Here is a 25,984-nt window from a genome sequence, read left to right as displayed (position 1 = left end):
GCCGCCTCTGCGGCTCCAGCATCACAGCGGACACCCGTGGGTTTCCGCAGCCCGACAAAGGGCTCGACAGAATCAGATCACACCCCGATCGATCGTTGTGAAGTCACCGCGACAAGTCGACCGTCACGCGACGGTATCGGCCTGATCGGGGATCACGCTGCCGTCTGCGCGGGTCACGGCACCTTTTGCCCCGGCCGCGTCGGTGTAAGCATCGGTCGAGCAGTGATAGGGAGCGTCCGCCCGGGACTTCGGTTCGATGAACATGGGGTTGACCAGCCATTTCCCGTCACTGTTGTCGTAGGCATTGCACATCAGTTCGGGATTGTTGCGGTTGATCACCAGGCGCGCACCGGTCGCATCTCCGAGGAACGTCACGTCGGTGACAGAATCACCGGCAGCAAATACCTGACGTCGATCGGCGGCCAACTGCTCGAACGCCGTAGGCCCTTGAACCCCGTAGACAACCTCGTTGACCTGGCACCGCTTCCCGTCGATGTACGGAATGACCGAGTCGTCACCGTCCGCAACCCCACCACATCCCCGCAGGCGCCCCGTCAGAACGCCGCCCTCGACGATCGGCCGAACTCCCATCACGTGATCGGCATCCAATCCCAGCTGCTCCGACCAGACACGAACGACCGGTTCGGCCGACGCGGAGATGATCCGCACGTCGAATCCATGAGCGCCGAGGGTTTTCACCAAATCTTCGACTTGCGCGTAGTAACGCACCGAGCCGTCGACTTCCGTGGTACCGACGGTCTGATCGGATCCTTCTGCAGCAGCGAGATTCTCGGCACGCGCTGCGCGGGCGTACTCGGTGATCTCGTCCTCGGTGTGCCCTGCCATCAACTGCACCGCCCACGCGTATGCAGCCTTGGTCCGGCGGTGATCGTAGCCGTCGAATGCAACCTGTCCGTCGCGAGTCTTCTCCTCGAGTACCGCAACGATCTCGTCAGCGCAGTCCAAGTCGGTACTGGTTACCAAGGGTTGACCCGGGGCGGTCTCCGAGCCACACGCGGCGGAAAGTGCGGCAGCGCCGGCTGGAGTCATGAAGCGACTGGTGGTTGCCCAGTCCGCTCCGGCGGGCTGTAACACCTTGTTGTTCTTGATCATCCAGAATGCAGTGGCGCTTCCGATGTCGTTCTTGACAACTGTGTTGTCCCAGTCGAAGAGCGCCAACGGAGCTCCGTCATCGACATCACCTGCAGCTCCACACGTTCCGAACTCCGTCATCATGGCATCCAACCTCACACGGTTGTCGCCGTACCACGCCAGACTGGGATCCAACGCAGCACAGGATGAACCACTCTGCGCCACATCTTCTTTCGGGGCGCTCTCGGCCGAACTACATGCAGTTGCACTCAACAGGACACTACCTACCGCCAACGCACACAGGGCGCGGGCATGCAGCGAACGGAACATCGATTCCCTCGTTTTCGTCGTGATTCGGGTACGACGGCATACCCGGGTCGATCGACCCGGGTATGCCGTGCAGTTGTCAATTAATCGAGCGTCAGCACTTCTCCCGACGCAACGGCGTCGGCGCGAGAGGTGTCCTTGAGGTCGACGCCGGAGCGGCCCAACTGGCGCGCTCCCGTCACCAATCCCAGGACGACACGAGCAGCCTGCTCGTATCCGAGTCCCTCGGGTGGGTGGACATTGGAAATGCAGTTTCGATCCGCGTCGGTACGACCGACGCGCGGAAGATGAGTCAGATAGATCCCGACGCTGTCCGCAACGGAGAGCCCTGGACGTTCGCCGATCAGGACGATCGCCGTCTGCACTCCCATCGCGGCGGCGATGTGATCACCCAGTGCCACACGGGCATTCGTGGCGATCACCGGCGGCGCAATCGAGTACCGCTCCCCCAACACCGTGACCAACGCGGACAATAGTTGCTCGCCGTGGTCCATCAGTGCTCGCGGGGAGAGTCCGTCGGCGAGGATGAACCCGATTTCCTTGTCGGAGCTCTTGATCGCGCTCAGGTCAGCCGGCTGGCGCCCCAGGTCGGGTCTCCGGAGATACTCACTGCGGGTGGAGACGCTGCTCGCCACCACCACCGGCGCCCCGATGCCCACCCCTTCGACCCGACTGGCAAGCGTCTCGGAGTCGAGTGGCTCGTGGACCGCGTCGCGGGCTGCGGCGTGAGCTGCCTTGAATTCGAGAACCCGCTTGGTGGGCAACGAATCTCCGGCACGCCCCAGCCCGATACGCGATTGTGTGGTCTTGCGCAGTGGACCCCAGAAATCGAGGATCGGTGCCTGGTCCTCGGTCATGAGTTCACCGTCAAAGCCCGCAACGGCGACATTTCGGCGTCGATCGGAAGAACCCGACCGTTTGCGTCGGTCATCCCCAAGTTGTGGAGCCAGGTCTCGAACTCCGGGGCGGGCTGCAAACCGAGAACCTTACGCACATACAGCGCGTCGTGGAACGCCAGACTTTGATAGCCGAGCATCACGTCGTCGGCGCCGGGCACCGCGATCACGAACGCCGCGCCGGCGACGCCCAGCAAGGTGAGCAGGTTGTCCATGTCGTCTTGATCGGCTTCGGCGTGGTTGGTGTAGCAGACGTCCACTCCCATCGGCAGCCCGAGGAGTTTTCCGCAGAAGTGATCCTCCAAGCCCGCGCGAATGATCTGCTTGCCGTCGTAGAGATACTCGGGACCGATGAAGCCGACCACGGTGTTGACCAGCAGCGGTTCGAGATCACGTGCCACTGCGTATGCCCTGGTCTCGAGTGTCTGCTGATCGACCGGGGCTCCGCCGGTGCCGTAGTGGGCACCTGAGCTGAGGGCGGACCCCTGCCCCGTCTCCAAGTACATGACGTTGTTGCCGACCGTTCCGCGGTTCAAGGAGCGCCCGGCCTCGTTGCCCTCACGCAGGAGCGGAATGTTCACTCCGAAACCGGAATTGGCGCCTTCGGTACCGGCAATCGATTGGAAGACAAGATCGACCGGCACCCCCGATTCGATCAGTCCGATCGTGGTGGTCACGTGCGAGAGCACGCACGACTGAGTCGGGATCTCGAATCGCTGACGGATGTCGTCGAGCAGGTGGAGCAGATCCGAGGTGGCCTGGGGTGAGTCCGTCGCCGGGTTGATACCGATGACGGCGTCGCCACATCCCATCAGGAGACCGTCCAATGTGGCCGCCGCGATGCCGCGTGGATCGTCTGTCGGGTGGTTTGGTTGGAGTCGGGTGCTCAGCCGGCCGGGCAGTCCGATGGTAGTGCGGAACCCCGCGGTGACCGTGATGGCCTTGGCGACAGCGATCAGGTCCTGATTGCGCATGATCTTGCTGACCGCCGCAACCATCTCGGGGGTGAGCCCGGGACTTACGGCGGACAACCGTGCGGAAGCTTCCGGCGCCGACGCGGTCTCGAGCAACCAGTCTCGTAGTCCGCCGACAGTCAGGTGGGCCACCGGCGCAAAGGCCAGGCGATCGTGGCTGTCGATGATGAGCCTGGTTACCTCGTCGTCCTCGTACGGAACCACCAGATCTTCGAGGAACACCGTCAACGGAAGATCAGCCAGAACCCATTGAGCAGCAGCACGTTCGGCGTCGGAGCTTGCCGCGCAACCGGCTAGTTCGTCACCCGACCGCAGTGGTGTCGCTTTTGCCATCAGATCGACGAGACCGTCGAACGAGTAGTTGGTTCCGGATACCTGCTGGTGATACTTGGCCATCCCGCGACTCATCCCAATTCTTCTTCCGCCTGTGCAAGTACAGCAAACTCCTCGTCCGGCGAGTTGGCAACAAGGTGGTGACGACTGTAGAGACCGAAGTACGCCATCAGAACTCCGAAGGCAACCAACGTCAGCAATGCCGCAACGGGATCGACCAGGAAGGTGGCCACCACCGACACTGCCGCGATCACGAGCGCAAACGAGGTGGTGGCGATACCGCCGGGCGTGCGGTACGGGCGCGGCATGTTCGGCTCACGCTTACGAAGAACGATGTGACTCACCATCATCAGGACGTAGCTCACTGCCGCGCCGAACACCGCCATGTTGAGCAACATTGCACCTTCACCGGTGAGTGAGAGCGCGAAGCCGATGATTCCGGGTACGACGAGAGCGAGAGTGGGGGCCTTGCGCTTGTTGGTCACCGACAGGTTCTTCGGCAGGTAGCCGGCGCGGGAGAGCGCAAACGTCTGGCGTGAGTAGGCGTACATGATCGAGAAGAAGCTCGCGACCAGACCGGCAAGTCCGATGTAGTTGACGGCCTTTGCCGCTCCGCTGTCCCCCAGAGCCTCGACGAGCGGATTTCCGGAGGTGGACAGGGCGTCTGCGCCGAGCGCACCGGTGGCGAGGAAGAGAACCGTTGCGCCTGTGACGATCAGGATCAACATGCTGATGATGATGCCGCGGGGGACGTTCTTCTCCGGCTCACGTGCTTCCTCGGCGGCCAGCGGTACACCTTCGACCGCAAGGAAGAACCAGATCGCGAAGGGCACGGCGGCCCAGATTCCGAGCAGACCGAATGGCAGGAACGACGACGATCCGACTGCGCTGGTGTCGACGGCGATATCGGTGAGGTTGGACGAATCGAAAAGGCCGACAGCCGAAACCGCGAACACGACCAGGCCGACGAGTGCAATGGCGGTGATGATGAACATCGCCTTGAGTGCCTCACCGGCGCCGGTGAGGTGAATGCCGATGAAGATCGCGTACACCGCGAGGTACACCCACCAGCCGTCGGTGATCCCGAACAGGTTCAGGGACTCGACGTACGCACCGATGAAGGTCGCGATCGCTGCGGGTGCTATCGAGTACTCGATGAGAATTGCTGTGCCGGTGGCAAATCCGCCCCAGGGCCCCATGGCCCGTCTGGCAAACGTGTATCCACCACCAGCGGCAGGAAGTGCCGACGACATCTCGGCCATACCGAGCACCATCGCCAGGTACATACCCGCGATGACAACCGCCGCGATGAGAAGGCCACCGAAACCACCTTCGGCCAGACCGTTGTTCCAGCCGGCGTAGTCACCGGAAATCACATAGCTGACACCCAACCCCGCAAGCAGCACCCACCCTGCTGTTCCCTTTCGGAGTGTTCGTTTCTCCAGATACGAATTGTCTTCCGCATGGAAGTCTGCGCCGTCGTGGTGTGCACCCGCGGCACCGGCGTTTTTGCCGGTTGCGTGGTCGGAAAGAGACATGTCCATCCTCTGAATCGGTCAAGAATGAGACGACGCACGGTGGATGCGTCGCGTGAAATGAACGGTATGTGGGCGATGTACGGAGAAGGTCGCCTGGAGATGACCGTGCTGTTAACTGGCTGTCATGTGAGCGGCCCCGAGTCTGTTCAGATCTTCTTCAGGCTGCCGTTCTCAGGATCGGGCGGTCGCGCCCGGCACCGGGCAGGCGTCGACGGCCTCGGCGACCACCTGGGGAACCGTCGGGGGCAAAGGACGCACGCCCGCTTCCCAATCAGCGCCCACGAGAATGCTCGACGCGCCGAGTGCTTCGTTTTCGTCCGGTGTGAATGCCCTTGCTCGACTGAGGAATCTGAATCCTTCAGGAGACTCCAGGCTGAATCCACTGCCGCGGCCGGGCACGACGTCCAGTACCAACTGGGTGTGCTTCCAGGCTTCGAACTGTGATCCGGAAATCCAGACCTGTACAGCGTCGGTTCCGGTGGGAAGGTCTTCGGGAGTCTCTCCGACAGCAAGTCGGAGATCGATGATTCCGAGTAGTACGTCACGGTCCCCGACGATGAATTCGCCTGAGGGATAACACATCGGGGCCGAGCCGTCGCAGCATCCGCCGGATTGATGCATCATCAGTTCGCCGTGAGTCCCGCTGAGGCGGCGCAGGAGGTCAGCCGCCCCAGCGGTGGTCACCAACCGGGGTGGAACGGCGCCGGTATCGGGTGTGTCCGTGGCGCTCATTCCAACCTCCGTGTGTTTGTGCAGGTTTCGCGTGTTGCAGTCTTGCTCACCGGCACCCGCAGCGAGGGGCTCACGGGTGCCGGTGGGTAGATCAGAAGAAGCCCTGAGCCTTCTGGGCGTAGCTGACCAGGAGGTTCTTGGTCTGCTGGTAGTGCGAGAGCATCATCAGGTGGTTCTCGCGGCCGATGCCGGACTGCTTGTATCCACCGAAAGCGGCGTGTGCCGGGTACTGGTGGTACGTGTTGGTCCAGACGCGACCGGCTTGGATGTCGCGGCCTGCGCGGTAAGCAACTCCGCCGTCGCGGGACCAGACACCGGCGCCCAAACCGTAGAGCGTGTCGTTGGCAATTTCGATGGCCTCCTCGTAGTCCTTGAACGAGGTGACCGAGACGACGGGTCCGAAGATCTCTTCCTGGAAGATGCGCATCTTGTTGTTGCCGGTGAACACCGTCGGCTGGACGTAGTAGCCGCCGGACAGGTCTCCGCCGAGTTCGGCTCGCTCACCACCGGTGATGACCTTGGCGCCTTCGGCCTTGCCGATCTCGATGTACGAGAGGATCTTCTCGAGCTGATCGTTGCTGGCCTGGGCACCGATCATGGTGTCGGTGTCGAGCGGATCCCCTTGGCGCACAGCCTTGGTGCGGATGGCTGCCATCGCGAGGAACTCGTCGAAGATGTCTTCCTGGATCAGCGAACGTGACGGGCAGGTGCAGACCTCGCCCTGGTTGAGGGCGAACATCGTGAAGCCCTCGAGTGCCTTGTCCTGGTAGTCGTCGTTAGAGGCGAGGACGTCGGAGAAGAAGATGTTGGGGCTCTTGCCACCGAGTTCGAGGGTGACGGGGATGAGGTTCTGCGACGCGTACTGCATGATCAGGCGACCGGTGGTGGTCTCACCGGTGAACGCGATCTTCTTGATACGCGGGCTGGACGCGAGCGGCTTTCCGGCCTCGACGCCGAAGCCGTTGACGATGTTGAGAACACCGGCAGGCAGCAGGTCACCGATGATGCCGATGAGGTGCAGGATCGAGACTGGCGTCTGCTCGGCAGGCTTGAGCACGATGGCATTGCCGGCAGCGAGGGCGGGAGCAAGCTTCCACACGGCCATGAGGATCGGGAAGTTCCACGGAATGATCTGTCCGACTACGCCGAGCGGCTCGTGGAAGTGGTACGCCACGGTGTCGGAGTTGATCTCCGAGAGCGAACCTTCCTGTGCGCGAATAGCTCCCGCGAAGTATCGGAAGTGATCGATGGCGAGCGGAATGTCGGCGTTGAGGGTCTCGCGGATCGGCTTGCCGTTGTCCCACGACTCGGCGAGTGCGATGGATTCGAGGTTCTCCTCCATACGATCAGCGATCTTGTTCAAGATGATCGCGCGCTCGGCGACCGAGGTCTTGCCCCAGGCCGGAGCTGCTGCGTGCGCTGCGTCGAGAGCGAGTTCGATGTCTTCTGCGGTGGAACGAGCCACATCACAGAAATTCTGTCCGGTCACCGGTGTCGGGTTCTCGAAGTACTGACCCTTGACCGGAGCAACCCATTCGTTGCCGATCCAGTTGTCGTATCGAGACTGGAAGGACATGATCGCGTCGGCGGTACCTGGGCGGGCGTACACGGTCATTGCAAGCTCCTATGTAAACGTGATCTTCCTGGGCGCACCCACCAAATCGGTGACTGCAATCCCACCCCCCGGTGGGGTGTGATTCACAACACTAGGAGTTGCAACGTTGCAAGTACGTTGCGTGCGAGAAACGCGGATGATTCTCAGATGCCCAATTGGCGGTCGAGGAGATCAATTCTTGCCTGGACCTGCGAATACAGCGGAGATTGAGGATCCAACGTGGACAGGTAGGCCTCCCACACGACGGAGTCTTCGCGGCCGTGCACCGACGTGGTCCACCGGGCCAGAAGGTTGGCGTCACCTCCACGTAGCAGAGCTGCCTGAACCCTGGTGCGTAGTTCTTCCCGCACCTCTTCGATGCCGGGAGACGCCGAGCCCGCCAGCACCGGGCCCGAATACAGTTTCATCGCCGTCGCTGCGTCGCCTCGATCCAACGCTGCCCGCACATCGCCGACATCTGTCGTGAACTCCGTGATGATCCGATAGGGGCGCGAAGCAAGCCGGTCGGCACCGAAAACCTTACGAAGCCGCGACATTTCCGCGCGAATGGTCACTGCGTCGAGCTCCCCCTCGTCGAGCAGGACCGCAAGGTGGTCGGAGCTGAGACCCTCCGGGTGTTCGGAAAGCAGAAGGAGAATCTCGGCGTGACGCTGCGAAATCGGGATGCGGTCACCGCCGCGAACCAGCATCGGCCGGCCGGCACCGAATGTTTCGAGGCGCGGAGCCGTAGCACTGAGCGGGATGGGCGAGTTCAAGAGATGGAATCGCAATTCCGATTCGGCGGCCGCGACAGTTGCACGGATCAGTGACAGCACTTCGGGAACCGCAACCCTGGGACCACCGGTGATGTCGATGGCACCAAGGATTTGCCCAGTGGTGGGATCGTGGACGGGTGCGGCCGAACAACTCCAGTCGTGCACGGTTCGGTTGAAATGCTCGGATCCGAAAATCTGTACGGAGTGATCGAGAGCAAGCGCCGTTCCCGGCGCATTGGTGCCGACACGATCTTCGCTCCAATCGGCGCCTTCGACGAAGTTCATGGACAACGCCTTGTCCTTGGCCGAGTTGTCACCCTCCACCCAGAGCAATCGACCGTGTGCGTCACTGATCGCGATCAGTAGTCCGGTCTCGGCAGCATCTTCCACCAGGAGTTTCCGAATCACCGGACGGATCAGTGACATGGGATGCGCGGAGCGATATTTTTCGAGCTCCAACCCTTCGAGCATCTCAGGGTTGCCGACCACATCGGGATTTACCCCCTTGTTGCGGCTACGCATCCAGGACTCGAGTACGACCGAGCGGACATGGGAGTCGTCGGTCAGCCCCTGGCCGGGCACGCCGCGAGCATCGATGAACGACTGATGGGCAGACGAAAGTCGCCGCGCGAGTAACGCGACGTCATCGCCTGGCCTGACCGCCACCCACGGGTTGCCGGGCACAGCCTGTTCACGTGCCATATTTTGCGTTCCTCCGCTCCGTGGACCACTGTAACGCCGATCACAGCCCATAGGCGAGAACGACCATTCGGTATGACGGCCGACCCAGCCTGCTGCCCCTCGCGGTCACTCGTCACCGAGCAGAATGGCGCTTGCTCGTTCCGCGACCATCACCGCGGTCGCATGCGGGCCGCGGGTCGGGATCGTCGGCAGGATTGACGTGTCAACAATACTGAGTCCTTGCGCGCCGATCACACGGCACCGACCGTCGACGACTGCGAACGGGTCCGCCTCGGCACCCATCACGCAACTACCGGACATATGCAGCGACGTTCCCAGGCGGGATTCGACCCACTCATCGGTGTACTCCACGACGGGGCGATCGATCAACCCCGTCTCGGCGATCGACTCGAGAAGATTCTCGGCGATCCGCATCCCTTCCCGAATGGCAGCTCGATCGTGCGCCGACGCGACGTAGTTGTACCGAATACGCGGCGCCCCAGCGGGATCCCGCGATGCCAGTTCGATGCTTCCCCGGCTGTGCGGCGCCATGAGGACCACTCCGACGCCGTGGTCCATGCGAGGCACACCGGGAACCAGTTCGGTGAAAGATGCGGTGTACGGACGAATTTCGATCTCAGCGAGGTTGAGGGCTGTCTCCAGCACCGGAGTCTGCGATCGAATCGTGCGGGGCTTCGAAAAATGGTACGGCAGCAGCACTTCCGGGTGGTCGACGAAGTTCTGTCCGACGCCCGGTCGATCGAGAACGACGGAAACTCCCTGCCCTACGAGTTGTTCCGCTGGACCAACACCGGAATTGAGGAGAATGTGCGGTGTCGCCACCGCACCCGAACACACGACCACATGGTCGGCACGAATGCGTCGGACATTGCCGTCGCCGAGAACGTCGACGCCGATCGCACGGGTACCCGAGAACGCGATACGAATGACGTTCACTCCGGATTCCACCCGCAGATTCGGCCGGTGCAACGCCGGCATCAGATACCCGATCGCCGTACTGATCCGACGATGATCCGACACGTTCAGTGGCACTCGGCCCACCCCGAACGAGTCCGGCGCATTCTTGTCGACGTCGTCGGGAAAGCCTGCTCCGAGCGCTGCCGCATGAAACTCGCCGCTCAGTGGATGCAGTTGGTCCCACGCTCGACGCTCGACCGGGATCGGTCCGGCGGTCCCGTGGAACTCGCTCTCGAAATCACGATCCGTTTCGGACTTCTTGAAGTACGGCAAGACGTCGTCGTATCGCCATGAACTCGGCCAATGCTCGAAATCAGCACGGGTCGCGCGGGTGAAGTACGCACCGTTGACGGCTCCGGATCCACCGAGTGTCCGCCCCCGCGCAATTGTGGACGCCCGACGCGGCGTCAGTTCGACCGGATAGGTCCACGTGTATTCGCTCGCAGGTCCGACCGGCAGTCGGTACGGATCACCCAGGACGTCCGGGAGTTCGAGCGCCGATCGATATCCGCTTCCCGATTCGAGGAGCATCACCGTGGCGGATGGATCTTCACTGAGCCTGGCTGCGACCACGCAACCACACGTGCCACCACCGACAACCAGGAAATCTGCGTAGTCGGCTTCTGTCACTTGGTGATTCGAGGTTTCAGCGCCGCCCAGTCGCGGGCGTCGAATGCGCCACGCCAGAGTCCGGCTCCATACGCGATGTCGTCGGCTCGTTTGAAGAAGACGTACCGAACCGGTCCCAGCCCGCCTGGCTCACGGTGGCGATACCAGTCCACCAAACCTTCGGTGACTGCTGCAGCGACGGCCAGCCGCCGAATTCGCCTGGAGGCGATCACCGCCAGGAGCGTCACGGGCCAGTAGTGACGACACATTGCCGAGGCGAGTTGCCAGAATCCGCCGACAACTCCCTGCGCGGTGAGGATCGCCGCGATCCGGGTGGGTTGACTCAGGCCGGTGAACATCTTTCGCAGCCGGTAAACGGTAAACAGCAAAGCGCCGAGTGCGCCGGCAAGACCGGAACGGGTCAGTGTTGCGGCGGCGATGCACGCGAAGAGCGTCGAGAACGACATCGCCATCGGCGGAACCGAACCCTCGTGTCTTGCAGCCAACGGCGCCGCACCCGTGCCGTAGAACGCTCTCCTGGCGAACCACTTGTCGAACTGAACTCGATGATCGTGGGCGACATGCGCAACCGGTTCGTACCTCAGTCGCCAACCCGCAGCCTGCAGTCGCCAGCAGAAATCGACGTCCTCGGCTACTTCGAGACTCTCGTCGAAACCGTTGCATTCGAGTGCCACGTCGCGCCGGACGATCACGGCGGCGCTGGGGACATAGGCGACCGGACTGCCCGACTTCACCGCAGCTTCCTTGCGTCCGAGGTCGAGAGACGATCGCATGTTCTCGTACCGCGCCAGCGCCGTCCCGTACGGATCGAGGGCGACGATGCGGGGTGCAACAAGGGCAACCCCCGGATCGCTGAAGTGGCCCAACATCAACTCGAGCCAACCGGCACGCGGTATGACGTCGGAGTCCAGGAAAGCTACGAAACGTGTTTGGGCCGAACGCAATCCCGAGTTTCTCGCTGCCGAGGGTCCGCGGGCACTCTCGTGCCGGACCACTGTGATGGTGCCGGTGCCCGGGCAGGCGCGACGGGGCTCCACCGGCACTTCCGAACCGTCGTCGACAACGATGACGGTCAGATCCTTGAGGACGGGCAATAGGCGTTCGACGCCGGCCTGGTTGTCCTTGACCGGAATCACGACCGTGACATCGGCAGCGGACGGCGTCGACATCGGACGAGGATTCGCGACACCTGAATCGAGAAGGTGTCGCGCAACCGCAGCGCTCTGCTGATCGACCACCTCGAGGAAGCCGTCACCGATCATCGCCGCAGCCGTCGGCGCCAGCTTGAGCATCCGCGTCGGAGATCCGCCGATGAGTACCCGGCCACCCGAGTACGTGCGCACCTTGGGGTCCAACCGAATGCCGAAGCCGTCGGGGAGTCTTGCTGGTCGCATCAGATGATCGTAAGGGACGTAGCCCGTCGTGCTGCAACTCGTCGCAGCCTCGAAAGCCGTCGCAGGTGGACCGTCCGCCCCCACTCGGTCGTGGTCGTCACCGAAGCCTCCCATCTGGACCAGGCTCCCACCGGGCCAGTCCATCCGTCACGCGTCCTACCAACTCACCGAAGATGTATGCGCCGTCTTCGGCGGTAGCCCCGACTGGATTGCCGAGAACGCCGTTTTGCGACACAGCGACCATACCGCCCGAACGCATTCCTGGCATCAGGTCCGCGATAGGAGACAAATTTCCTGTCTCAGCAAGGCTCATGTGCACCAAATCGGGCGAAAGGTGCAGCAATAGGCTCGTTTCAGTGTGTCCGGCATGGGCGTCGGCACCCGGAACAGCGCACGGCACCCAAGCAGCATCACGCCCCTCATACCGCAGAAGTGCCACCGCTTTGGCCAATGCGGGACCATTTCCGCCGTGGCCGTTGACGAACAGCACCCGCTTCGTCCATCTGAACGCCGACCTTCCGTATTCGACGACGACGGTTTCCATAGCCTCGGCACCGATCGAAATCGTGCCGGCAAACCCTTCGTGTTCGCCGCTCGCCCCGTATTCGATGGCCGGGGCCACGACGACGTCGGGCAGAGCCTGTGCGACTGCTCTCGCGATCCGAGTGTCGGTATCGAGAGGCAGGTGCGGTCCGTGTTGTTCGAAAGAACCGACCGGGACCACGACGGTGAGCGCAGTGCCCTCGAGCGAAGGACTCGGGATGGCAGCAAGGTCACGCGGAGAACTCATCCCCCGATCGTATTGGTGCGAGCCCCTCCCACCGCAACACTGCATGCGGATACACCGGGGCATTGTTGCGCCCCGGCGTATTCGTCAGTTGTCGCGGTTCACGCCGCGGTGGGTGGGCTGTTCCCGCCGATCGGCTGCTGATACGGATCAACGGACATCGGTGGATAGAACACCGATTTGCGATCCGGTCCGATCTCCACCCGCCACTCCGTGTGATGCAGCGTCCGGTGATGATGACCGCACAACAAGATCAGATTATCGAGATCCGTTGGGCCACCATCGTTCCAGTGAACAATATGATGGGCATCGCACCACCCCGATGGTGTCCCGCACCCCGGAAACGCACACCCACCATCACGCACCGCCAACGCCCGCCGCTGCGGAACCGTCGCCGTTCTCGCTTCCTTACCGCAGTCGAGCGGAACACCATTATCATCCAGGAGGATCCGGGTGACGGTGCAGTCGCGCGCCAACATCCGGGCAGTATCAATACTGATCGGACCCACCCAATCCGCCCTCGCAAATCCGAGTTCTTCGGTGGACGGCAGGAGGTCTTTCAACGCTTGCAGGTCCGTCATGTCTTTCGCAGACGCAGTCACCGTGATGTGTGGTTTCACTCAGCCCTCGATCGGACCCAACCCCGCCCGCTCATACCGGCGCAACAACTCGCAGAACCCGTCCGCCCGCCGCAGCGCCGGAGTACGCGTGTCCTTCACGCCGTCCTTCTCCGGCGTCGGCGCCGACAGGCTCGACAACAACGTGATCAACCGTGCCCCGTTCACAGCATCTAGGTCACCCTTCACAGTCACTCTGCCGTACAAGCCTTTCGAGGCGTAGAACTCGTTACGTTCGGAATCCTCGCCGACCGGAACGCCGTCCTCACGCTTGCCGTACTGCTTCTCGATCCGCCGAATCGCCGCCCGCACCGCATCACAATCGGCGATGTTCTTCGACGCCAACCCCAACAAGATCCCGCGAGCCTTGTCCACATCCGCCAGGGTCATGTTCTTCGGTGGATGCTGACAAAACGACGCCACCTGCCGCGCTTTCAACGCATCAATATCCCCGCGGTGGAACGCATCCGCGACAACAGGTTCGAGCATCAACAACCGCGCCAACCCGACTAGCAGACTGCACTCACCGATCTCCAGATTCGTCGAACCATGCAACCACTGCGCGATCGCCCGAAAACCCTTCCCACCGAGAACGTCCCGGGAAAACACCTCCACGATCAACAACACCAACCGCGACTGCAACTCGTGTCGGGCGCGCACCAGATCCAGAACCTCCCCCTTGAGGCCCTCACCATCCAGCTACCACGCATCCCGACTGTCCATGCTCAAAGTTTAATCGAACATACTTTCGAGAACCGGAGACAAAACGGACGACTATATCGCCAACGCGGCCCGATGCCCTTCGATGACGGCCGCGTGCGAACGCCTCGGAGACAAGGCGTCACCGATGCGAAATTTCTCGAAACAGCTTCCCTGCAAGGTGTTCCACAACTCGTCGACAGGTTCCTGCTGTGTCGCGAAGACCACCCAGTCGACTGCAACTTCCTCGGTCACACCCGTCGGAAGGTGAACCAAGCTCACGAGCGGCGAGGCCCCAGCGCTCACCGAAGTCACCATCAGATCTGTCCGTTGACCGATCGACTTCTCGAACGCTCGGCGGTTCCACCCCTCGAAATCCAGGGTGATGCTCAGGTCCTGCGCGACCACCATGCCGTTGGTCGCGATCGTGACGGCACAGCCTCGATCAGCGAGGAACTCCGCCACCGACGTACCTTGATGGAATCCCAGTTCGTCGTAGACGAGCACCGTTCCACTCGGCAGAATCTTGCCGTCGAGAACGTCTCGAACACCCACCACACGCTCTGATCTACCCGCCCACGCTGGGCGTAAAGGCCGCGCTCCGGTTGCAATCACGACCACCTCGGGCGCGCGCTCCTCCACGATCGCGAGATCAGCTCCAGCATCCAACTCGATCGTCACACCACTTCGGCGACACTCAGATTCGAGATTCCGGACGAGGTCGGCGAGCTCACGGCGAGCCGGTACCACCGAGGCGGTAAGAATCTGTCCCCCAAGTCTTCGTTCACGCTCGAACAGCGTCACCGCATGACCTCGCTGGGCCGCTGTAGCCGCAGCTTGCAGGCCGGCGGGGCCGCCACCGACCACCACCACCGTGCGGCCCCGTCGCCGCGGCATCGGCAGCGGTACCGATTCCCGACCAGCGCGCGGATTTGCGGTGCACCCCAACCAACGTCCCAGACCCATCCGCCCGACGCATTCCTGGTTGCAGGACAGGCAGGTTCGCACCTGTACCGATTGACCAGCACGCGCTTTGTTCACAAAATCCGGATCGGCGATCTGCCCGCGAACTACGCCCACCAGATCGCATACACCGTCCTCGAGTGCAGCTTCGGCTTGCTCCGGCGTCTTGAAACGGCCGACTCCGACGACTGGAAGATCGATGACCTCCCTGATCGCAGACGGGACGAAGTTGGCGTAGCCGGTGGGTACAGCCATCGATGCTTCGACCAGATGCAGTGTTTCCGTGGCCATTCCGACGGTGGTGTTGATGTAGTCGACGTGACCGTCAGCTTCGATGAGTTGGGCGGTGGTTACCGCGTCGGACAGTTCGATGCCACCCCGCGTTCCTTCGTATCCACTCAGGCGCACACCGAGCACACGATCCGGGCCGATGGCCTTACGCAGTACCCCGAGCACTTCGAGAAGGAAACGCGCACGATTCGCCACGCCCCCGCCGTAGCGATCAGTGCGCAGGTTGGTCGAGGGTGCGAGAAACGCGCGCACGATGGACGACTGCGACGCCTGCAATTCCACCCCGTCGAAGCCACCGGCAACGCAGTTGCGCGCAACAAGGGCGAACCCTGCGAGAATCTCGGCAATGTCCGCGTCGTCGACAGCCTTGGGCACCTCGCGGAACAACGGATCCGCAACGGCGCTCGGCGCCAACAGCGGCGATCGCGAATAGGTTCCAGCGCCCTGACCCCCATTGTGGTTGATCTGCGCGAGAATCGACGAACCATGCGCATGAACGGCGTCGGTGATCCGCCGGTATCCCTCGATCGCTTCCGGCCGATAGCCCGCAATCATCTTCTCGTACGGTCGATCCGAAGGATGCGTCGAGTGCTCCTCGGTGATGATCAGACCCGCACCGCCGCGTGCCCGCGCCTCGTAGTAGCCCGCGTGCTGCTCCGTCGGCAACCCGTTCTCCGCGTAATTGGTCAGGTGTGCGGAGAACACGACCCGATTGCGGAGTGTCAGGTTGCCCAGGCGCAGTGGCGCGAAGAGGCGCGGGTACGGCGTCATCAGACCTTGGAGTTTCCTTGATCGAGAGCGATATGACTTGCCGTGACGGTGCGGGAACCGTCACCGGCGAGCCACAGGACGGTATCGGCGATCTCGTCAGGTTCGGCGAAAGCGATGTCCGAGAGGATCGGAGTGAAGTTGGGAAGGTACTGCGGAAACTTTGCAAATACCTCGAGAGCGCCCTGGTCGACCCCCATCGGCGTATTCACTCCGTAAGGATGGATCGAGTTGACCCTGATCTTGTACTCCCCCAGTTCCTTTGCCGCGGCCTGCGTCAGACCGACGAGACCGAACTTGGCGCTCGCGTAGTGCGCCTGTCCGGGCAGCGCCTTGAGTCCGGCCACCGAACTGACCACGATGATCGATCCACCGCGCCCACCCTCGATGATCGCCGGCACCGAGGCCTTGAGGGTTTTCCAGACTCCGGTCAGGTTGATGTCGATCAGAGTTTCCCACTGCTCGTCCGACATTTCCCAGAATCGATTCCAGTTGCAGACCCCGGCGTTGGCGACCACGATGTCGAGACGTCCGAACTGTTCGACGCCGTCCTTGACCACCGCGGTGAGCGCTGTTCCGTCACGGACATCGACCTCGCGGGCGAGGATCTTCCCGCCCTCCGCTTCCACCAGACGTATCGTCTCGGCAAAGTCCTCGGAAGTTGCTGCGTCGTAGGAATTGTCCGACGCCACCGACGCGCATACGTCGACCGCGATGATCGCTGCTCCCTCGCGCGCCATCTTGACCGCGTGCGCACGTCCTTGACCGCGCGCTGCGCCGGTGATGAAAGCAACGCGACCTTCGAGCGAACGAACTGAACCCTGTGTCATGAGATAGCCCTCTCTGCAGAATTGAAACTCGTTCTAGTAGTAAACCCTGCAAAGCGCCCTTCGCGGATGGATTCGAGAACAGTTCTCGGGGCAACCGAGTCGCCCACCTGAATGTCGGCCTCTTCCTTCAGCGTTTCGTTCGGCAGACGAGGCGAGCAGTCGATCACCACTTCGCACTCGAGCTGCGACCGCTCGCCGGTATGGACGTGTTCGACGCAGACGGCCCCTCGAGCGATTTCGGTGACACGTGACGCGAGCACCCTGGTGACCCCGGCCTGCTGGATGCGCGTGTTGGCACCGACCAGATCCCCACTCGCACCGAGCCTCGAACCGACGATGCTGTCGGGAGTCACAATCGAGACGGAGATGCCATGGGCCGCGAGTGCTTCTGCGAGCGCCACCGCGATCGGTCCACCGAGGGGATCGATCAGCGCGACCGGACCCGGCCCCACGGTGCTCAACTTCTCGAAGGCTTCCGACGCATCCAACCACCGAACCGAATCGTCGACCGGATACGTCGGCGGCCTCGCAGCACTACCGGTGGCAACGACAACAAACTCGCCCCGGCTGCGTGCGTCACCCAGGTCTTGGGCGTCGAGCGCCGCCCCGGTCCGCATCGTCACGCCGCTACGACGGCATTCGTCCTCCAACCACTGCGCGAGGAGTGCGAACCGGCTACGGCCGTCACCTCGCGCAAAAGTTCGGATCATGCCGCCGAACTGCGATGAACTCTCGACGAGTGTGACCGAGTGCCCCGCCACCGCCGAGATCCGTGCGGCTTCCATCCCAGCGGGGCCACCCCCCACGACCAGCACGGCTCCCGGTGTCGAAATCTGCTCTCGCTCATCGGGGTCCACCGTCTCGAAACCCGCGCTCGGATTCCCGACGCACGTCACGACAGGATTGCGAGGATCACGCACGAGGCACGCCTGATTGCAGAGCACACACGGCCGGGGACGATCGCCGCGCGCGGCTTTCACGACCAGGTCCGGGTCTGCGATCTGGGCCCGGGTCATCTCGACGAACTCACTTACTTCCAGCGCCGCGTGAGCGTCGGCGATGTCCACGACGCTCCCCTGCACGACAACAGGAATCGACAGAGCGGCCTTGATCTCACGGCACAGATCGAGGTTGAAGTTCGGCGGGCAGTGAAAATCGGGGCGGTACCGGTCAGACGAATAGAGTCCGCCACGAACGACGACAAGGAGATCGAGGAACGGAGACACTTCACGCGCGAGACCGATGGCAAGATCGGGCGTCAGGCCCGCCCATGGAGCTTCCTCGTCACAGGACAACCGCAGGGAGACAACGTGATCCGACCCGACTTCCTCGCGCACTGCCGAGATGACCTCGCGAACAAGAGCAACGCGATCGCTACCGTATCGGTCTTGCCGAGTGTTGGTCAGACCCGAAAGGAATTGTCGCAGAATGCTTCGAGGACCGGCATCGAGTTCCACTCCGTCCATTCCCGAAGCGACGGCCAGCGCCGACGCCTCACGGAAGCCGACTATCAGCTGGTCGATTTCCGGCTGCCCCATTGCCATCGGCAACTCACGCGTCGCCGGGTCGGCCACTCTTGACGGTCCCCACAGCACCGACTGGGAGTATGCGCTCGATCCCTGCATGCCGGTATGACCGAGCCCGGCCAGAACCAGCGTTCCGTACGGAGCACATGCAGCCGCGATCGACTGCCACCCCGGGCCACATTGCGACGCCAACGGCGCCCGCTCGTACGGCCAGTCGTTCTCCGATACCGAGGCCACTTCGGTGACGACGATCCCGGTTCCGCCCTCGGCGCGGCGCTGGTAGTACGCACGGTGCCGATCGGAAAGCGAGCGTCCCACAGCAAGATTGGTCTCGTGCGGACCGAAAACAACCCTGGACCGGACGAGGCGTCCGGCCAGGGTCGTGTGTTCGTCGAGTGTCAACTCACAGCTCTATCGGAGCCGTAATCTCAGCTGGCACCCAATGTGCGTGTGAAGCCTTCCGGAATCACCAGGTCCGCCGGGCTCAGTTCGGTGATGGACGAGTGGCCGAGGCCCATCAGCCCCGAGTCGATGCCCATCCGCATGAGGTCGAGCACGTTCTCGACACCGGCCTGGCCGTTGGCCGAGAGGCCCCACAGGTAGGCGCGCCCGAGCATGACGGCCTTGGCTCCGAGTGCGAGCGCCTTGACGACGTCGCCGCCGCGTCGAATGCCGCCGTCGAGAACAACTTCCACCTGATCGCCCACGGCCTCGGCAATGCCCGGGAGCACACGGATCGGCGCCGGGGTGCCGTCGAGGTTGTTACCACCGTGGTTGGAGACCGAGATAGCGGAGACACCGGCGTCGACAGCTCGCTTGGCGTCGTCGATGCGCATGATGCCCTTGAGCATGAACGGTCCACCCCACTGCTCACGAAGCCAGGCGATGTCTTCCCACGTCGGAAGCGGAGTCTGCATCCACTCGCCGTATGCGCCGAAGAACGTCGGTGCAGGCTGGCCGGGAGCCGCGAGGTTGGGGGTGGTCAGGTCCGGAATCTTGCCGGTCTTGGCGAACTCGAGCAACCACTTCGGGCGCATGATTCCCTCGGGTGCGAACTGGAACATCGCCTTGAGGTCCATCTTTTCGGGGATGGACGGGCTGCCCCAGTCGCGACCGTACGAGAAGGACCAGTCGGTGGTGATGATCAGGCCCTTGGCACCGGCAGCGCGAGCGCGCTCCATACGCTGCAGGAGCACGTCGCGGCTACCGACCCAATACATCTGGAAGAAGACCTGCGGGTTGGCCGCGGCAACTTCTTCGATGGACTTGCTGGCAAAAGAACTCAGTCCGATGGCTGTTCCCCGTGCTGCAGCCGCACGGGCTACCGCTACTTCACCGTCGGGGTGCACTGCCTGCACACCGGTCGGTGAAATCATGACGGGCAACGAAATGTCCTGGCCCATAATGGTGGTGGACATCTCGCGCTTGTCCGACAGCCCGGCAGCGTGGGGAGCGAAACCCAATTCGCTGAATGCCGCGACGTTGTCGTCGACCGTCAGCCCTTTCTCGGATCCCGCCACCAACGCCGCGTACACGGACTTGGGCAACCTCTTCTTCGCACGGCGCTGTGCTTCTGCCACCGTCTCGAAGAAAGCATTCTTAGCCATTGAACTGACCTCTCTGGGGTGCAGCTTTCGCCGCACTGTCGGTATCGCGCAGTAGTTACTGCATTCCCGCAAGCGGGTTTTCGTCACAAATCTTGGCGGGCGGACGCATCATCAGTGTCAGTGGCACCGATGCGCGCGGGGTCTTACGTTGACCGGAACGGGAGTGGTCGACACTGGACTTCGGGACCTCGCCCGCCGACGCCAGTGCCATTTCACCGTTGCCGATGACGCACTCGGGGTCAGGTCCGTCCATCGGCAGTCCGGTGAAGAACTTGGCCGCCATGCAGCCGCCGCGGCAGGAGTCGTAGTGGTTGCACTTGCTGCAGGCGCCACCGGTTTGGGGCGATCGCAGCTCCTCGAACAGGTCCGAGTGCTGCCAGACTTCCTGGAATCCACCGTCTTTCACGATGTTTCCGGCGAGGAACTGCTCGTGAATCGCGAAGGGGCATGCGTACACGTCACCGACCGGGTCGATCAGGCACACGACGCGGCCCGCGCCACAGAGATTGAGACCGGGCAGTGCATCGCCGAAGGCGGAGAGGTGGAAGAACGAGTCGCCCGTCAGGACGCCTTCGCCATTGGCGACCAGCCAGTTGTAGAGCTCACGCTGCTGCTCCGGACGCGGGTGCAGGTCGTCCCACACGTCGGCGCCGCGGCCCGAAGGACGCAGTCGAGTGATGCGCAGGGTCGCGTCGTACTTGTCCGCGAGAGCCTTGAACTCGTCGAGCTGACTGACGTTGTGCCGCGTGACGACCACCGAAATCTTGGCGTCCTTGAAGCCGGCTTCCTTCAGGTTCGCGAGAGCGCGCTCGGCCATCGCGAACGAACCAGGCCCGCGCACAGCGTCATTGACCTCAGCGGTGGCACCGTCGATGGAAATCTGCACGTCGACGTAGTCACTGGCTGCGAGGCGCGCCGCGACCTTCTTGTCGATCTTCACGCCGTTGGTGGAGAACTTCACACCAACCTGGTGGTCGGTCGCGTAGTCGACGAGCTCCCAGAAGTCGGAGCGTACCGTCGGCTCGCCGCCACCGATGTTGACGTAGAAAACCTGCATACGCTGCAGCTCGTCGATGATGGACTTGCACTGTTCGGTGCTCAGCTCGTTGGGGTCACGACGACCCGACGACGAAAGGCAGTGCACGCAGGACAGGTTGCAGGCGTAGGTGAGTTCCCACGTCAGGCAGATGGGGGCGTCGAGTCCGAGTTCGAACTGATCGACGAGGCGACCCACCTTGGCGGGCGGGGAGGGCTGTTCAAGAACTGAGGTCATGGCTGTGTCCTCGCGAAGAAATGAAGCGGGCGAACGTGCGGAAGGGCTGTTCCGCACGTGGGGGCGAGCGTCTGGCTCAGACAGGCACGATCATGTGCGAGTCGGCGAGAGTGCTCAGCGCGCGGGCATATTGGGGAGCCGCGTCATCTTCGATGCCTTGCGCACGTAGTGCGGACCGGACATCAGGATGGTCTGGCAACGCCTTGACCACCGCAACGATGGTCGTGTTCTTCAGGAACGACAGCTTGCGTGTTCCGAAGTGGTAGAGCAACGCCCCGAAAGGTTCGGGGCGAAGCGCTACCTGCGGGTGGAGTTTCCACCCCGCATCGAGATCCAAAGCAGACACGGTCAGTACACGCCGCACATGCCGTCGATGGAAACTTCCTCCACGAGGGACTCCTCGACGAGGTCGTTCTCGAGCGCCTTGTTGTCACGATCTGACATGGATTCCTCCTGCGGTCGCACTCCGTCTGGAAGTCTGTAGATCAGACTTCCAACCTGGGAGTTGGTGGTCACTAGTGGGACTTCACTGTGACTCGGTTCACCACTGTAATGGCATCGAGTGCAGAATGACACACATGGAGCGAAAAAAGTATGCGTAGCCGCAAGAAACCGTCCGCTCGGATAGGTCGTCGCCCCTCCACAACGAAGGAGGGAATCAGCACGATCGGGATCGAACTGTTCTCGACAGTCGGCTTCAACGAGGTGAGCGTCGACCAGATAGCCGATGCCGCCGGCATCGCGCGTCGGACCTTCTTTCGCTACTTCCCGTCCAAGAACGCCGTCCCCTGGGGAGACTTCGACGGACATCTCGACGAGATGCGCGAGCACCTGGATTCACTGCCCGCTGATATTCCGTTGGTCGACGCACTCGAATCCGCATTGTTGACGTTCAACACCTTCCCACCGGAAGAGACTGCGGTACATCGCAAACGGATGGAATTGATCCTCGAAGTTCCGACGCTTCAGGCATACTCTGTGGTGATGTACGAAGGTTGGCGGCAGGTGGTCGCCGACTACGTCGCACGCCGAATGAATCTCGAGCCGACCGATCACGGCCCACGCACGGTCGGCTATCTTCTGCTCGGGGTCGCGATGTCGGCGTACGAGCAGTGGCTCACCGACGATTCACTCGAGCTACCGGAACTCTTGAAAACAGGTACGCAGTCCCTGCGGACCGGTATCAGCACCTGAGAAAGCATCACCACCTGAGAAAGGCGATCATGTCCACCATCACGAACGAACCCGTCCTGGATTCCCTGGCGCCGTCGACGCCGGGCTTGTGGTCGTTCGGGCATGTCACCGTCGAACGCGTCGAGTCCGGTCCGATCTCGCTCGATCGCCGAGGCGGTCGCCTCCACGTCAGGCACTCCCTCACTCCCGCCGATCTGAGTGAGCGACTCGTCGCCGGAGTCACCTCGTCGATCCAGGACGCGGAGTTCGGTCAGGACGAATTCGAGTTGACGATGGTCGGCCTGGTTCGCTCCACCGTGGACGGCGCTCTCGAATCCTGGACCACCTACTACCGGAACTCCCTTGCCGAACTACTGGACGGCACTGCAGATTTCGCGCCGATTCACGACAAAGCCGAAGAGTTGGTCCGCGGTTCCGTGCTCGATCTGGGTTCCTGCTTCGGTTTCCTGCCCCTGCGGCTCGCGCGCGCCGGAATGGACGTGACCGCCACGGACATCCTGCCCGGAACGATGATCCTGCTCGACGCGGTTGCCCCCGAACTCGGCATCACGATCGACACGGTGATCTGCGACGCGGGTGAAGTACCGGCACCGGACAACAGCGCCGACACCGTCACCGCGATTCATCTCCTCGAACACGTCGACGACGCAGTCGGCGAGGCCGTGATCGCGCAAGCACTCCGGATCGCGCGTCAACGGGTCGTCATTGCCGTCCCCTTCGAAGACGAAGCCACCGCGTGCCACGGCCACATCCGCACTTTCGATCTCGAGTCACTGCGTGCGGTCGGCCGGCAGAGCCGTGTGCCGTTCGAGGTATTCGAGCATCACGGCGGCTGGTTGGTGCTGGACGCTTCGGCCGCCTGAAAAGAACTACCCTTCTTTCAGCGTATGGGCGACAAGCGCATTCGCGTGCCCATGACCCATACCGTGCTCCGACTTCAACCAGTTGACCAATTCCATGTGCTTCGTGAGGTCTGAGCTTCTGATCAGCTCTTGCCATTCACCGATCGGCCGACCGTACTTCTTCTCGATCGACGGAAAATACGACGCCGGGCCTTTCACGGGTTCAGTCATGACCGGAATCTACCTCCACCGCCCGACAATATTCGCGCACCGGCGGCGCCCGCATGTCCGCACCTGCGGAATCGCTGGGTAGATACGCGACCATCGCATTATGGTCGAAGAACACCCACCCGAGAGCACAGGAGTTCAGCGATGCGACTGTCCACACGAAATCAACTCACCGGCACCATCACCGAGGTCAACCTCGGCACCGTCATGGCGACGGTCAAGGTGAAGTTGGACGGCGGGAATCAGATTGTGACCTCGTCGATCACCCGCGATGCCGCACTGGATCTCGATCTTGAACCAGGCCAAGCCGCAACGGTATTCGTGAAGTCCACCGAGGTGACGATCGGCGTCGAGTAACTGGCGAGCGATGTGATCAGGGCCGGGTGAGATGCGTGGTCATCGTGTAGTCCTTGCTCGGCCCCGTCACGGTCCAGACGACAGTCCAGGTCGATCGATCTCCGGCAGTGACGTCGATTCGCCCGCGGTAGGTATCCGCACCGCACAGGTGCTCGACTTCCTCCCCCGGCGCCCAGTCGTGGAACTCTCTGCCGTCTTCGAATGTCACGGCCCACTCGAGGCCGCGCTCGGCAACGAACAGAGTTCGGAACACGGGTAATTCCAGGTCGCCGTCACGCAGCGTGCCGCTCTCGTACCAGCGCATCCGACCGTCACCGGCGTCGGTGATAGTGGTCTCGCCGAATACAAGCTTGGTGGAACCGGAAAGGCGGTCGACGATGTCCCGCTCGAAGTGCCACTTTCCTACCAGCGCCCTCGGCTCGATTTTCGCGTCGTCGACCATGTGGCGATTCTAGTGACCCTGCATTGCCCGACGACACCGGAGACCGACTCGAACACACTGCGAGAGTATGTTCCGAGTACACCCGGAACACGCAGGAGATTTTCACAACCATGAACGATTCGGCCGCCCTTCACAAACGCGCAGTGTTCGCCGAGGATCTCGAGATCGGCCAAGTGATCCCATTGGGTTCGTATTCGGTGACCGAAGAGGAAATCGTCGAGTTCGCAACACAGTGGGATCCCCAGTGGTTTCACGTCGACAAGGAAGCCGCCGAGTCCGGCGTCTTCGGCGGGTTGATCGCCAGCGGGCTGCACACCCTGTCGATCTGCCAGAAGTTGGTGGTCGCCAGTCTCTACGACCAGTGGAACGTGATCGCCGGGAAAACCATGCGCGACGTGAGCTTCCTCCGTCCGCTTCGCCCCGGTGACACCCTGAGCGGAAAGGTCACCGTCGACAACGTCGTGTTCGACAATCGCGCGCGAGGATTGGTGACCATCACAGCGAAATTGGTCGATGCACACGGCAATCGCGTTCTCGACGTGGTCACTGACGCCTACCTGCACTGCCGCTCGACTCGCGGACAGTGAATTATCGGTAAATTTCGCACCACACTGTCCGAATTGCCGTACTTTCAGTGACGTTGCGACGCAACAATACCCATCCCTGCAATCAGGAGTTCCTCACACATGAGCAGCCTCGGCGAGATCAATCCTCTCGGCATTCTTCAGATCCTCATCTACATGCTCTTCGGTGGGTCGTCCAGCACTCCCGAATAGAACCTAGCTTGCCATAGCCATAGTCAGCACCTAGGGTGCTGACTATGGCAATTACTAGTCAGGCATCAGTGGCGGCCGCGCCGTCGACCGACGCAGCGCGTCATCACACCGAATTCGACTCCAGTTGGCGGAGTTTCGACGGCATCCAGGGCGGACTCGCAATTGCACGGATGCTGCGGGTGGCGGCCGACGCGTCCGGAGCCGAACCGCTGGCAGTCACGGCGCATCTGGACCGCCCCGTTCCTCCTGGGCCGGCCGAGTTGACTGTCGGCGAGATGCGGGGCGGGCGGACCGTCAGTTGCCACGTCACGCTGACCGGTTCGGGATCCGCTCTCGTTCGGTTGGCCCGCGACATAGGAGCTACAACAATGTCCGCCCCTGTCGCCGAACCGGCTCCGGCCGACCCGTCAACCCTGCCGCCGCTGGAGATCCCGGTGGATTTTGTGCCGTTCGCCCAGCACCTCGACATCCGGCCGATCAATTCCGCGAGGCCGTTCGCCGGTGGCGACTCCCCTGAATTCGACGTCTGGATCCGCCTGCTCACAGACCTCGATTTCACGGCCCAAGAGCGCGCCGCGGTCCTTCTCGACGCGCTTCCGCCCGGACTGTTCGCGACACTGACGATGCCCGTGGCCATACCGACCATCGAGTTCACCGCGCATTTCACCCCGGAGCACCTCACGGCAGATCCCCGAACGCTGTCACCGTGGTATCGCCTACGCCACGGGACTGCCTGGGCGACGGACACTCTCTGTGTTGACGAATCCGAACTATTCGACTCGACCGGACGACTTGCTGCTCGGGCTCGCCAGCTTCGTCGAATTCTGAGTTGAGTTTCA

General features: G+C 62.4%; 24 protein-coding genes and 1 pseudogene. 5 read left to right on the top strand and 20 right to left on the bottom strand.

Annotation, left to right across the window (positions count from 1 at the left end):
- Positions 1-123: 123 nt before the first annotated feature.
- The 18 genes and pseudogenes from GN300_RS19995 to mftA form a co-directional block, all read right to left on the bottom strand.
- A complete protein-coding gene (locus tag GN300_RS19995; protein WP_054186892.1) occupies positions 124-1,422 on the bottom strand; it encodes an HAD family phosphatase in 1,299 nt (432 codons plus the stop codon).
- Positions 1,423-1,502: 80 nt separating this feature from the next.
- On the bottom strand, positions 1,503-2,276 hold the full coding sequence (gene eutC, locus GN300_RS19990; protein ID WP_058227511.1) for an ethanolamine ammonia-lyase subunit EutC: 774 nt from the start codon (positions 2,274-2,276) through the stop codon (positions 1,503-1,505).
- Positions 2,273-3,697, bottom strand: coding sequence for an ethanolamine ammonia-lyase subunit EutB (locus GN300_RS19985; RefSeq protein WP_007730162.1), 1,425 nt, complete (start codon positions 3,695-3,697; stop codon positions 2,273-2,275). The genes eutC and GN300_RS19985 overlap by 4 nt, the downstream gene beginning before the upstream one ends.
- A complete protein-coding gene (gene eat, locus GN300_RS19980) occupies positions 3,694-5,166 on the bottom strand; it encodes an ethanolamine permease (RefSeq protein ID WP_003941913.1) in 1,473 nt (490 codons plus the stop codon). Before eat ends, GN300_RS19985 begins: the two co-directional genes overlap by 4 nt.
- A gap of 165 nt (positions 5,167-5,331) precedes the next feature.
- Complete coding sequence (locus GN300_RS19975) at positions 5,332-5,892, bottom strand: DUF779 domain-containing protein (protein ID WP_042922384.1); 561 nt, start codon at positions 5,890-5,892, stop codon at positions 5,332-5,334.
- A gap of 91 nt (positions 5,893-5,983) precedes the next feature.
- Positions 5,984-7,507, bottom strand: a complete 1,524-nt coding sequence (gene adh, locus GN300_RS19970; protein ID WP_063314730.1) for an aldehyde dehydrogenase — start codon at positions 7,505-7,507, stop codon at positions 5,984-5,986.
- Between the two features lie 143 nt (positions 7,508-7,650).
- Positions 7,651-8,964, bottom strand: coding sequence for a helix-turn-helix domain-containing protein (locus GN300_RS19965; protein WP_003941954.1), 1,314 nt, complete (start codon positions 8,962-8,964; stop codon positions 7,651-7,653).
- 105 nt (positions 8,965-9,069) lie between these two features.
- Positions 9,070-10,551: a mycofactocin system GMC family oxidoreductase MftG gene (gene mftG / locus GN300_RS19960; RefSeq protein ID WP_063314731.1), complete on the bottom strand. Its 1,482-nt coding sequence runs from the start codon at positions 10,549-10,551 to the stop codon at positions 9,070-9,072.
- A complete protein-coding gene (mftF, locus tag GN300_RS19955; RefSeq protein ID WP_007730153.1) occupies positions 10,548-11,945 on the bottom strand; it encodes a mycofactocin biosynthesis glycosyltransferase MftF in 1,398 nt (465 codons plus the stop codon). Before mftF ends, mftG begins: the two co-directional genes overlap by 4 nt.
- Before the next feature lie 97 nt (positions 11,946-12,042).
- Positions 12,043-12,735 carry a mycofactocin biosynthesis peptidyl-dipeptidase MftE gene (gene mftE / locus GN300_RS19950; protein WP_063314732.1) on the bottom strand — a complete coding sequence of 231 codons (693 nt, stop codon included), beginning with the start codon at positions 12,733-12,735 and terminating at the stop codon, positions 12,043-12,045.
- A gap of 98 nt (positions 12,736-12,833) precedes the next feature.
- Positions 12,834-14,048, bottom strand: a pseudogene (locus GN300_RS19945) (DUF222 domain-containing protein).
- A 75-nt stretch (positions 14,049-14,123) separates the two neighbouring features.
- Positions 14,124-16,073, bottom strand: coding sequence for a mycofactocin system FadH/OYE family oxidoreductase 2 (locus GN300_RS19940; protein ID WP_063314733.1), 1,950 nt, complete (start codon positions 16,071-16,073; stop codon positions 14,124-14,126).
- Complete coding sequence (locus GN300_RS19935) at positions 16,073-16,900, bottom strand: mycofactocin-coupled SDR family oxidoreductase (protein ID WP_063314734.1); 828 nt, start codon at positions 16,898-16,900, stop codon at positions 16,073-16,075. Before GN300_RS19935 ends, GN300_RS19940 begins: the two co-directional genes overlap by 1 nt.
- Positions 16,897-18,828 (bottom strand): mycofactocin system FadH/OYE family oxidoreductase 1, encoded by a 1,932-nt coding sequence (locus GN300_RS19930; protein WP_063314735.1) that lies wholly within the window; start codon positions 18,826-18,828, stop codon positions 16,897-16,899. The genes GN300_RS19935 and GN300_RS19930 overlap by 4 nt, the downstream gene beginning before the upstream one ends.
- 26 nt (positions 18,829-18,854) lie before the next feature.
- Positions 18,855-20,033: a pre-mycofactocin synthase MftD gene (gene mftD, locus GN300_RS19925; protein WP_003942047.1), complete on the bottom strand. Its 1,179-nt coding sequence runs from the start codon at positions 20,031-20,033 to the stop codon at positions 18,855-18,857.
- A 55-nt stretch (positions 20,034-20,088) separates the two neighbouring features.
- Entirely contained in the window at positions 20,089-21,306 is a 1,218-nt protein-coding gene (gene mftC / locus GN300_RS19920; protein ID WP_003942089.1) for a mycofactocin radical SAM maturase, read from the bottom strand.
- Positions 21,307-21,382: 76 nt separating this feature from the next.
- On the bottom strand, positions 21,383-21,670 hold the full coding sequence (mftB, locus tag GN300_RS19915; protein ID WP_007728309.1) for a mycofactocin biosynthesis chaperone MftB: 288 nt from the start codon (positions 21,668-21,670) through the stop codon (positions 21,383-21,385).
- Positions 21,655-21,750: a mycofactocin precursor MftA gene (gene mftA, locus GN300_RS19910; protein ID WP_063836238.1), complete on the bottom strand. Its 96-nt coding sequence runs from the start codon at positions 21,748-21,750 to the stop codon at positions 21,655-21,657. The genes mftB and mftA overlap by 16 nt, the downstream gene beginning before the upstream one ends.
- 150 nt (positions 21,751-21,900) lie before the next feature.
- Between mftA and mftR the strand changes: the two genes are divergently transcribed.
- Entirely contained in the window at positions 21,901-22,500 is a 600-nt protein-coding gene (gene mftR / locus GN300_RS19905; protein ID WP_007728311.1) for a mycofactocin system transcriptional regulator, read from the top strand.
- Positions 22,501-22,529: 29 nt separating this feature from the next.
- The gene (mftM, locus tag GN300_RS19900; RefSeq protein ID WP_058038123.1) at positions 22,530-23,363 is read left to right on the top strand and encodes a mycofactocin oligosaccharide methyltransferase MftM; all 834 of its coding nucleotides are present in this window, start codon (positions 22,530-22,532) and stop codon (positions 23,361-23,363) included.
- Between the two features lie 6 nt (positions 23,364-23,369).
- Here mftM and GN300_RS19895 read toward each other — a convergent pair whose 3' ends face one another.
- Positions 23,370-23,573 (bottom strand): DUF4287 domain-containing protein, encoded by a 204-nt coding sequence (locus tag GN300_RS19895; protein ID WP_007728313.1) that lies wholly within the window; start codon positions 23,571-23,573, stop codon positions 23,370-23,372.
- Positions 23,574-23,714: 141 nt separating this feature from the next.
- Between GN300_RS19895 and GN300_RS19890 the strand changes: the two genes are divergently transcribed.
- Entirely contained in the window at positions 23,715-23,927 is a 213-nt protein-coding gene (locus GN300_RS19890) for a molybdopterin-binding protein (protein ID WP_003942061.1), read from the top strand.
- 16 nt (positions 23,928-23,943) lie between these two features.
- Here the strand turns inward: GN300_RS19890 and GN300_RS19885 are convergent, their stop codons facing one another.
- Positions 23,944-24,369: a DUF6314 family protein gene (locus tag GN300_RS19885; RefSeq protein WP_054781287.1), complete on the bottom strand. Its 426-nt coding sequence runs from the start codon at positions 24,367-24,369 to the stop codon at positions 23,944-23,946.
- Positions 24,370-24,479: 110 nt separating this feature from the next.
- Here GN300_RS19885 and GN300_RS19880 point away from each other — a divergent pair, with 110 nt between their 5' ends.
- On the top strand, positions 24,480-24,956 hold the full coding sequence (locus GN300_RS19880) for a MaoC/PaaZ C-terminal domain-containing protein (RefSeq protein WP_007728315.1): 477 nt from the start codon (positions 24,480-24,482) through the stop codon (positions 24,954-24,956).
- Positions 24,957-25,189: 233 nt separating this feature from the next.
- Complete coding sequence (locus tag GN300_RS19875) at positions 25,190-25,978, top strand: thioesterase family protein (protein WP_042920993.1); 789 nt, start codon at positions 25,190-25,192, stop codon at positions 25,976-25,978.
- Positions 25,979-25,984 lie beyond the last annotated feature (6 nt).

Origin of the sequence: Rhodococcus sp. Ni2 (genome assembly GCF_021352185.1) — a bacterium.
In the GTDB taxonomy this organism is placed as follows: Bacteria; Actinomycetota; Actinomycetes; order Mycobacteriales; family Mycobacteriaceae; genus Rhodococcus_F; species Rhodococcus_F qingshengii.
Note: the sequence above shows the minus strand (reverse complement) of the source record. Positions and strands in the feature narration are given on the sequence as shown.

Coding starts and splice junctions, on each gene's coding strand:
- GN300_RS19995 (WP_054186892.1), bottom strand. CDS start 1,422: ATGTTCCGTTCGCTGCATGCCCGCGCCCTGTGTGCGTTGGCGGTAGGT.
- eutC (WP_058227511.1), bottom strand. CDS start 2,276: ATGACCGAGGACCAGGCACCGATCCTCGATTTCTGGGGTCCACTGCGC.
- GN300_RS19985 (WP_007730162.1), bottom strand. CDS start 3,697: ATGAGTCGCGGGATGGCCAAGTATCACCAGCAGGTATCCGGAACCAAC.
- eat (WP_003941913.1), bottom strand. CDS start 5,166: ATGGACATGTCTCTTTCCGACCACGCAACCGGCAAAAACGCCGGTGCC.
- GN300_RS19975 (WP_042922384.1), bottom strand. CDS start 5,892: ATGAGCGCCACGGACACACCCGATACCGGCGCCGTTCCACCCCGGTTG.
- adh (WP_063314730.1), bottom strand. CDS start 7,507: ATGACCGTGTACGCCCGCCCAGGTACCGCCGACGCGATCATGTCCTTC.
- GN300_RS19965 (WP_003941954.1), bottom strand. CDS start 8,964: ATGGCACGTGAACAGGCTGTGCCCGGCAACCCGTGGGTGGCGGTCAGG.
- mftF (WP_007730153.1), bottom strand. CDS start 11,945: ATGCGACCAGCAAGACTCCCCGACGGCTTCGGCATTCGGTTGGACCCC.
- mftE (WP_063314732.1), bottom strand. CDS start 12,735: ATGAGTTCTCCGCGTGACCTTGCTGCCATCCCGAGTCCTTCGCTCGAG.
- GN300_RS19940 (WP_063314733.1), bottom strand. CDS start 16,073: ATGACGCCGTACCCGCGCCTCTTCGCGCCACTGCGCCTGGGCAACCTG.
- GN300_RS19935 (WP_063314734.1), bottom strand. CDS start 16,900: ATGACACAGGGTTCAGTTCGTTCGCTCGAAGGTCGCGTTGCTTTCATC.
- mftD (WP_003942047.1), bottom strand. CDS start 20,033: ATGGCTAAGAATGCTTTCTTCGAGACGGTGGCAGAAGCACAGCGCCGT.
- mftC (WP_003942089.1), bottom strand. CDS start 21,306: ATGACCTCAGTTCTTGAACAGCCCTCCCCGCCCGCCAAGGTGGGTCGC.
- mftA (WP_063836238.1), bottom strand. CDS start 21,750: ATGTCAGATCGTGACAACAAGGCGCTCGAGAACGACCTCGTCGAGGAG.
- mftR (WP_007728311.1), top strand. CDS start 21,901: ATGCGTAGCCGCAAGAAACCGTCCGCTCGGATAGGTCGTCGCCCCTCC.
- mftM (WP_058038123.1), top strand. CDS start 22,530: ATGTCCACCATCACGAACGAACCCGTCCTGGATTCCCTGGCGCCGTCG.
- GN300_RS19895 (WP_007728313.1), bottom strand. CDS start 23,573: ATGACTGAACCCGTGAAAGGCCCGGCGTCGTATTTTCCGTCGATCGAG.
- GN300_RS19890 (WP_003942061.1), top strand. CDS start 23,715: ATGCGACTGTCCACACGAAATCAACTCACCGGCACCATCACCGAGGTC.
- GN300_RS19885 (WP_054781287.1), bottom strand. CDS start 24,369: ATGGTCGACGACGCGAAAATCGAGCCGAGGGCGCTGGTAGGAAAGTGG.
- GN300_RS19880 (WP_007728315.1), top strand. CDS start 24,480: ATGAACGATTCGGCCGCCCTTCACAAACGCGCAGTGTTCGCCGAGGAT.
- GN300_RS19875 (WP_042920993.1), top strand. CDS start 25,190: ATGGCAATTACTAGTCAGGCATCAGTGGCGGCCGCGCCGTCGACCGAC.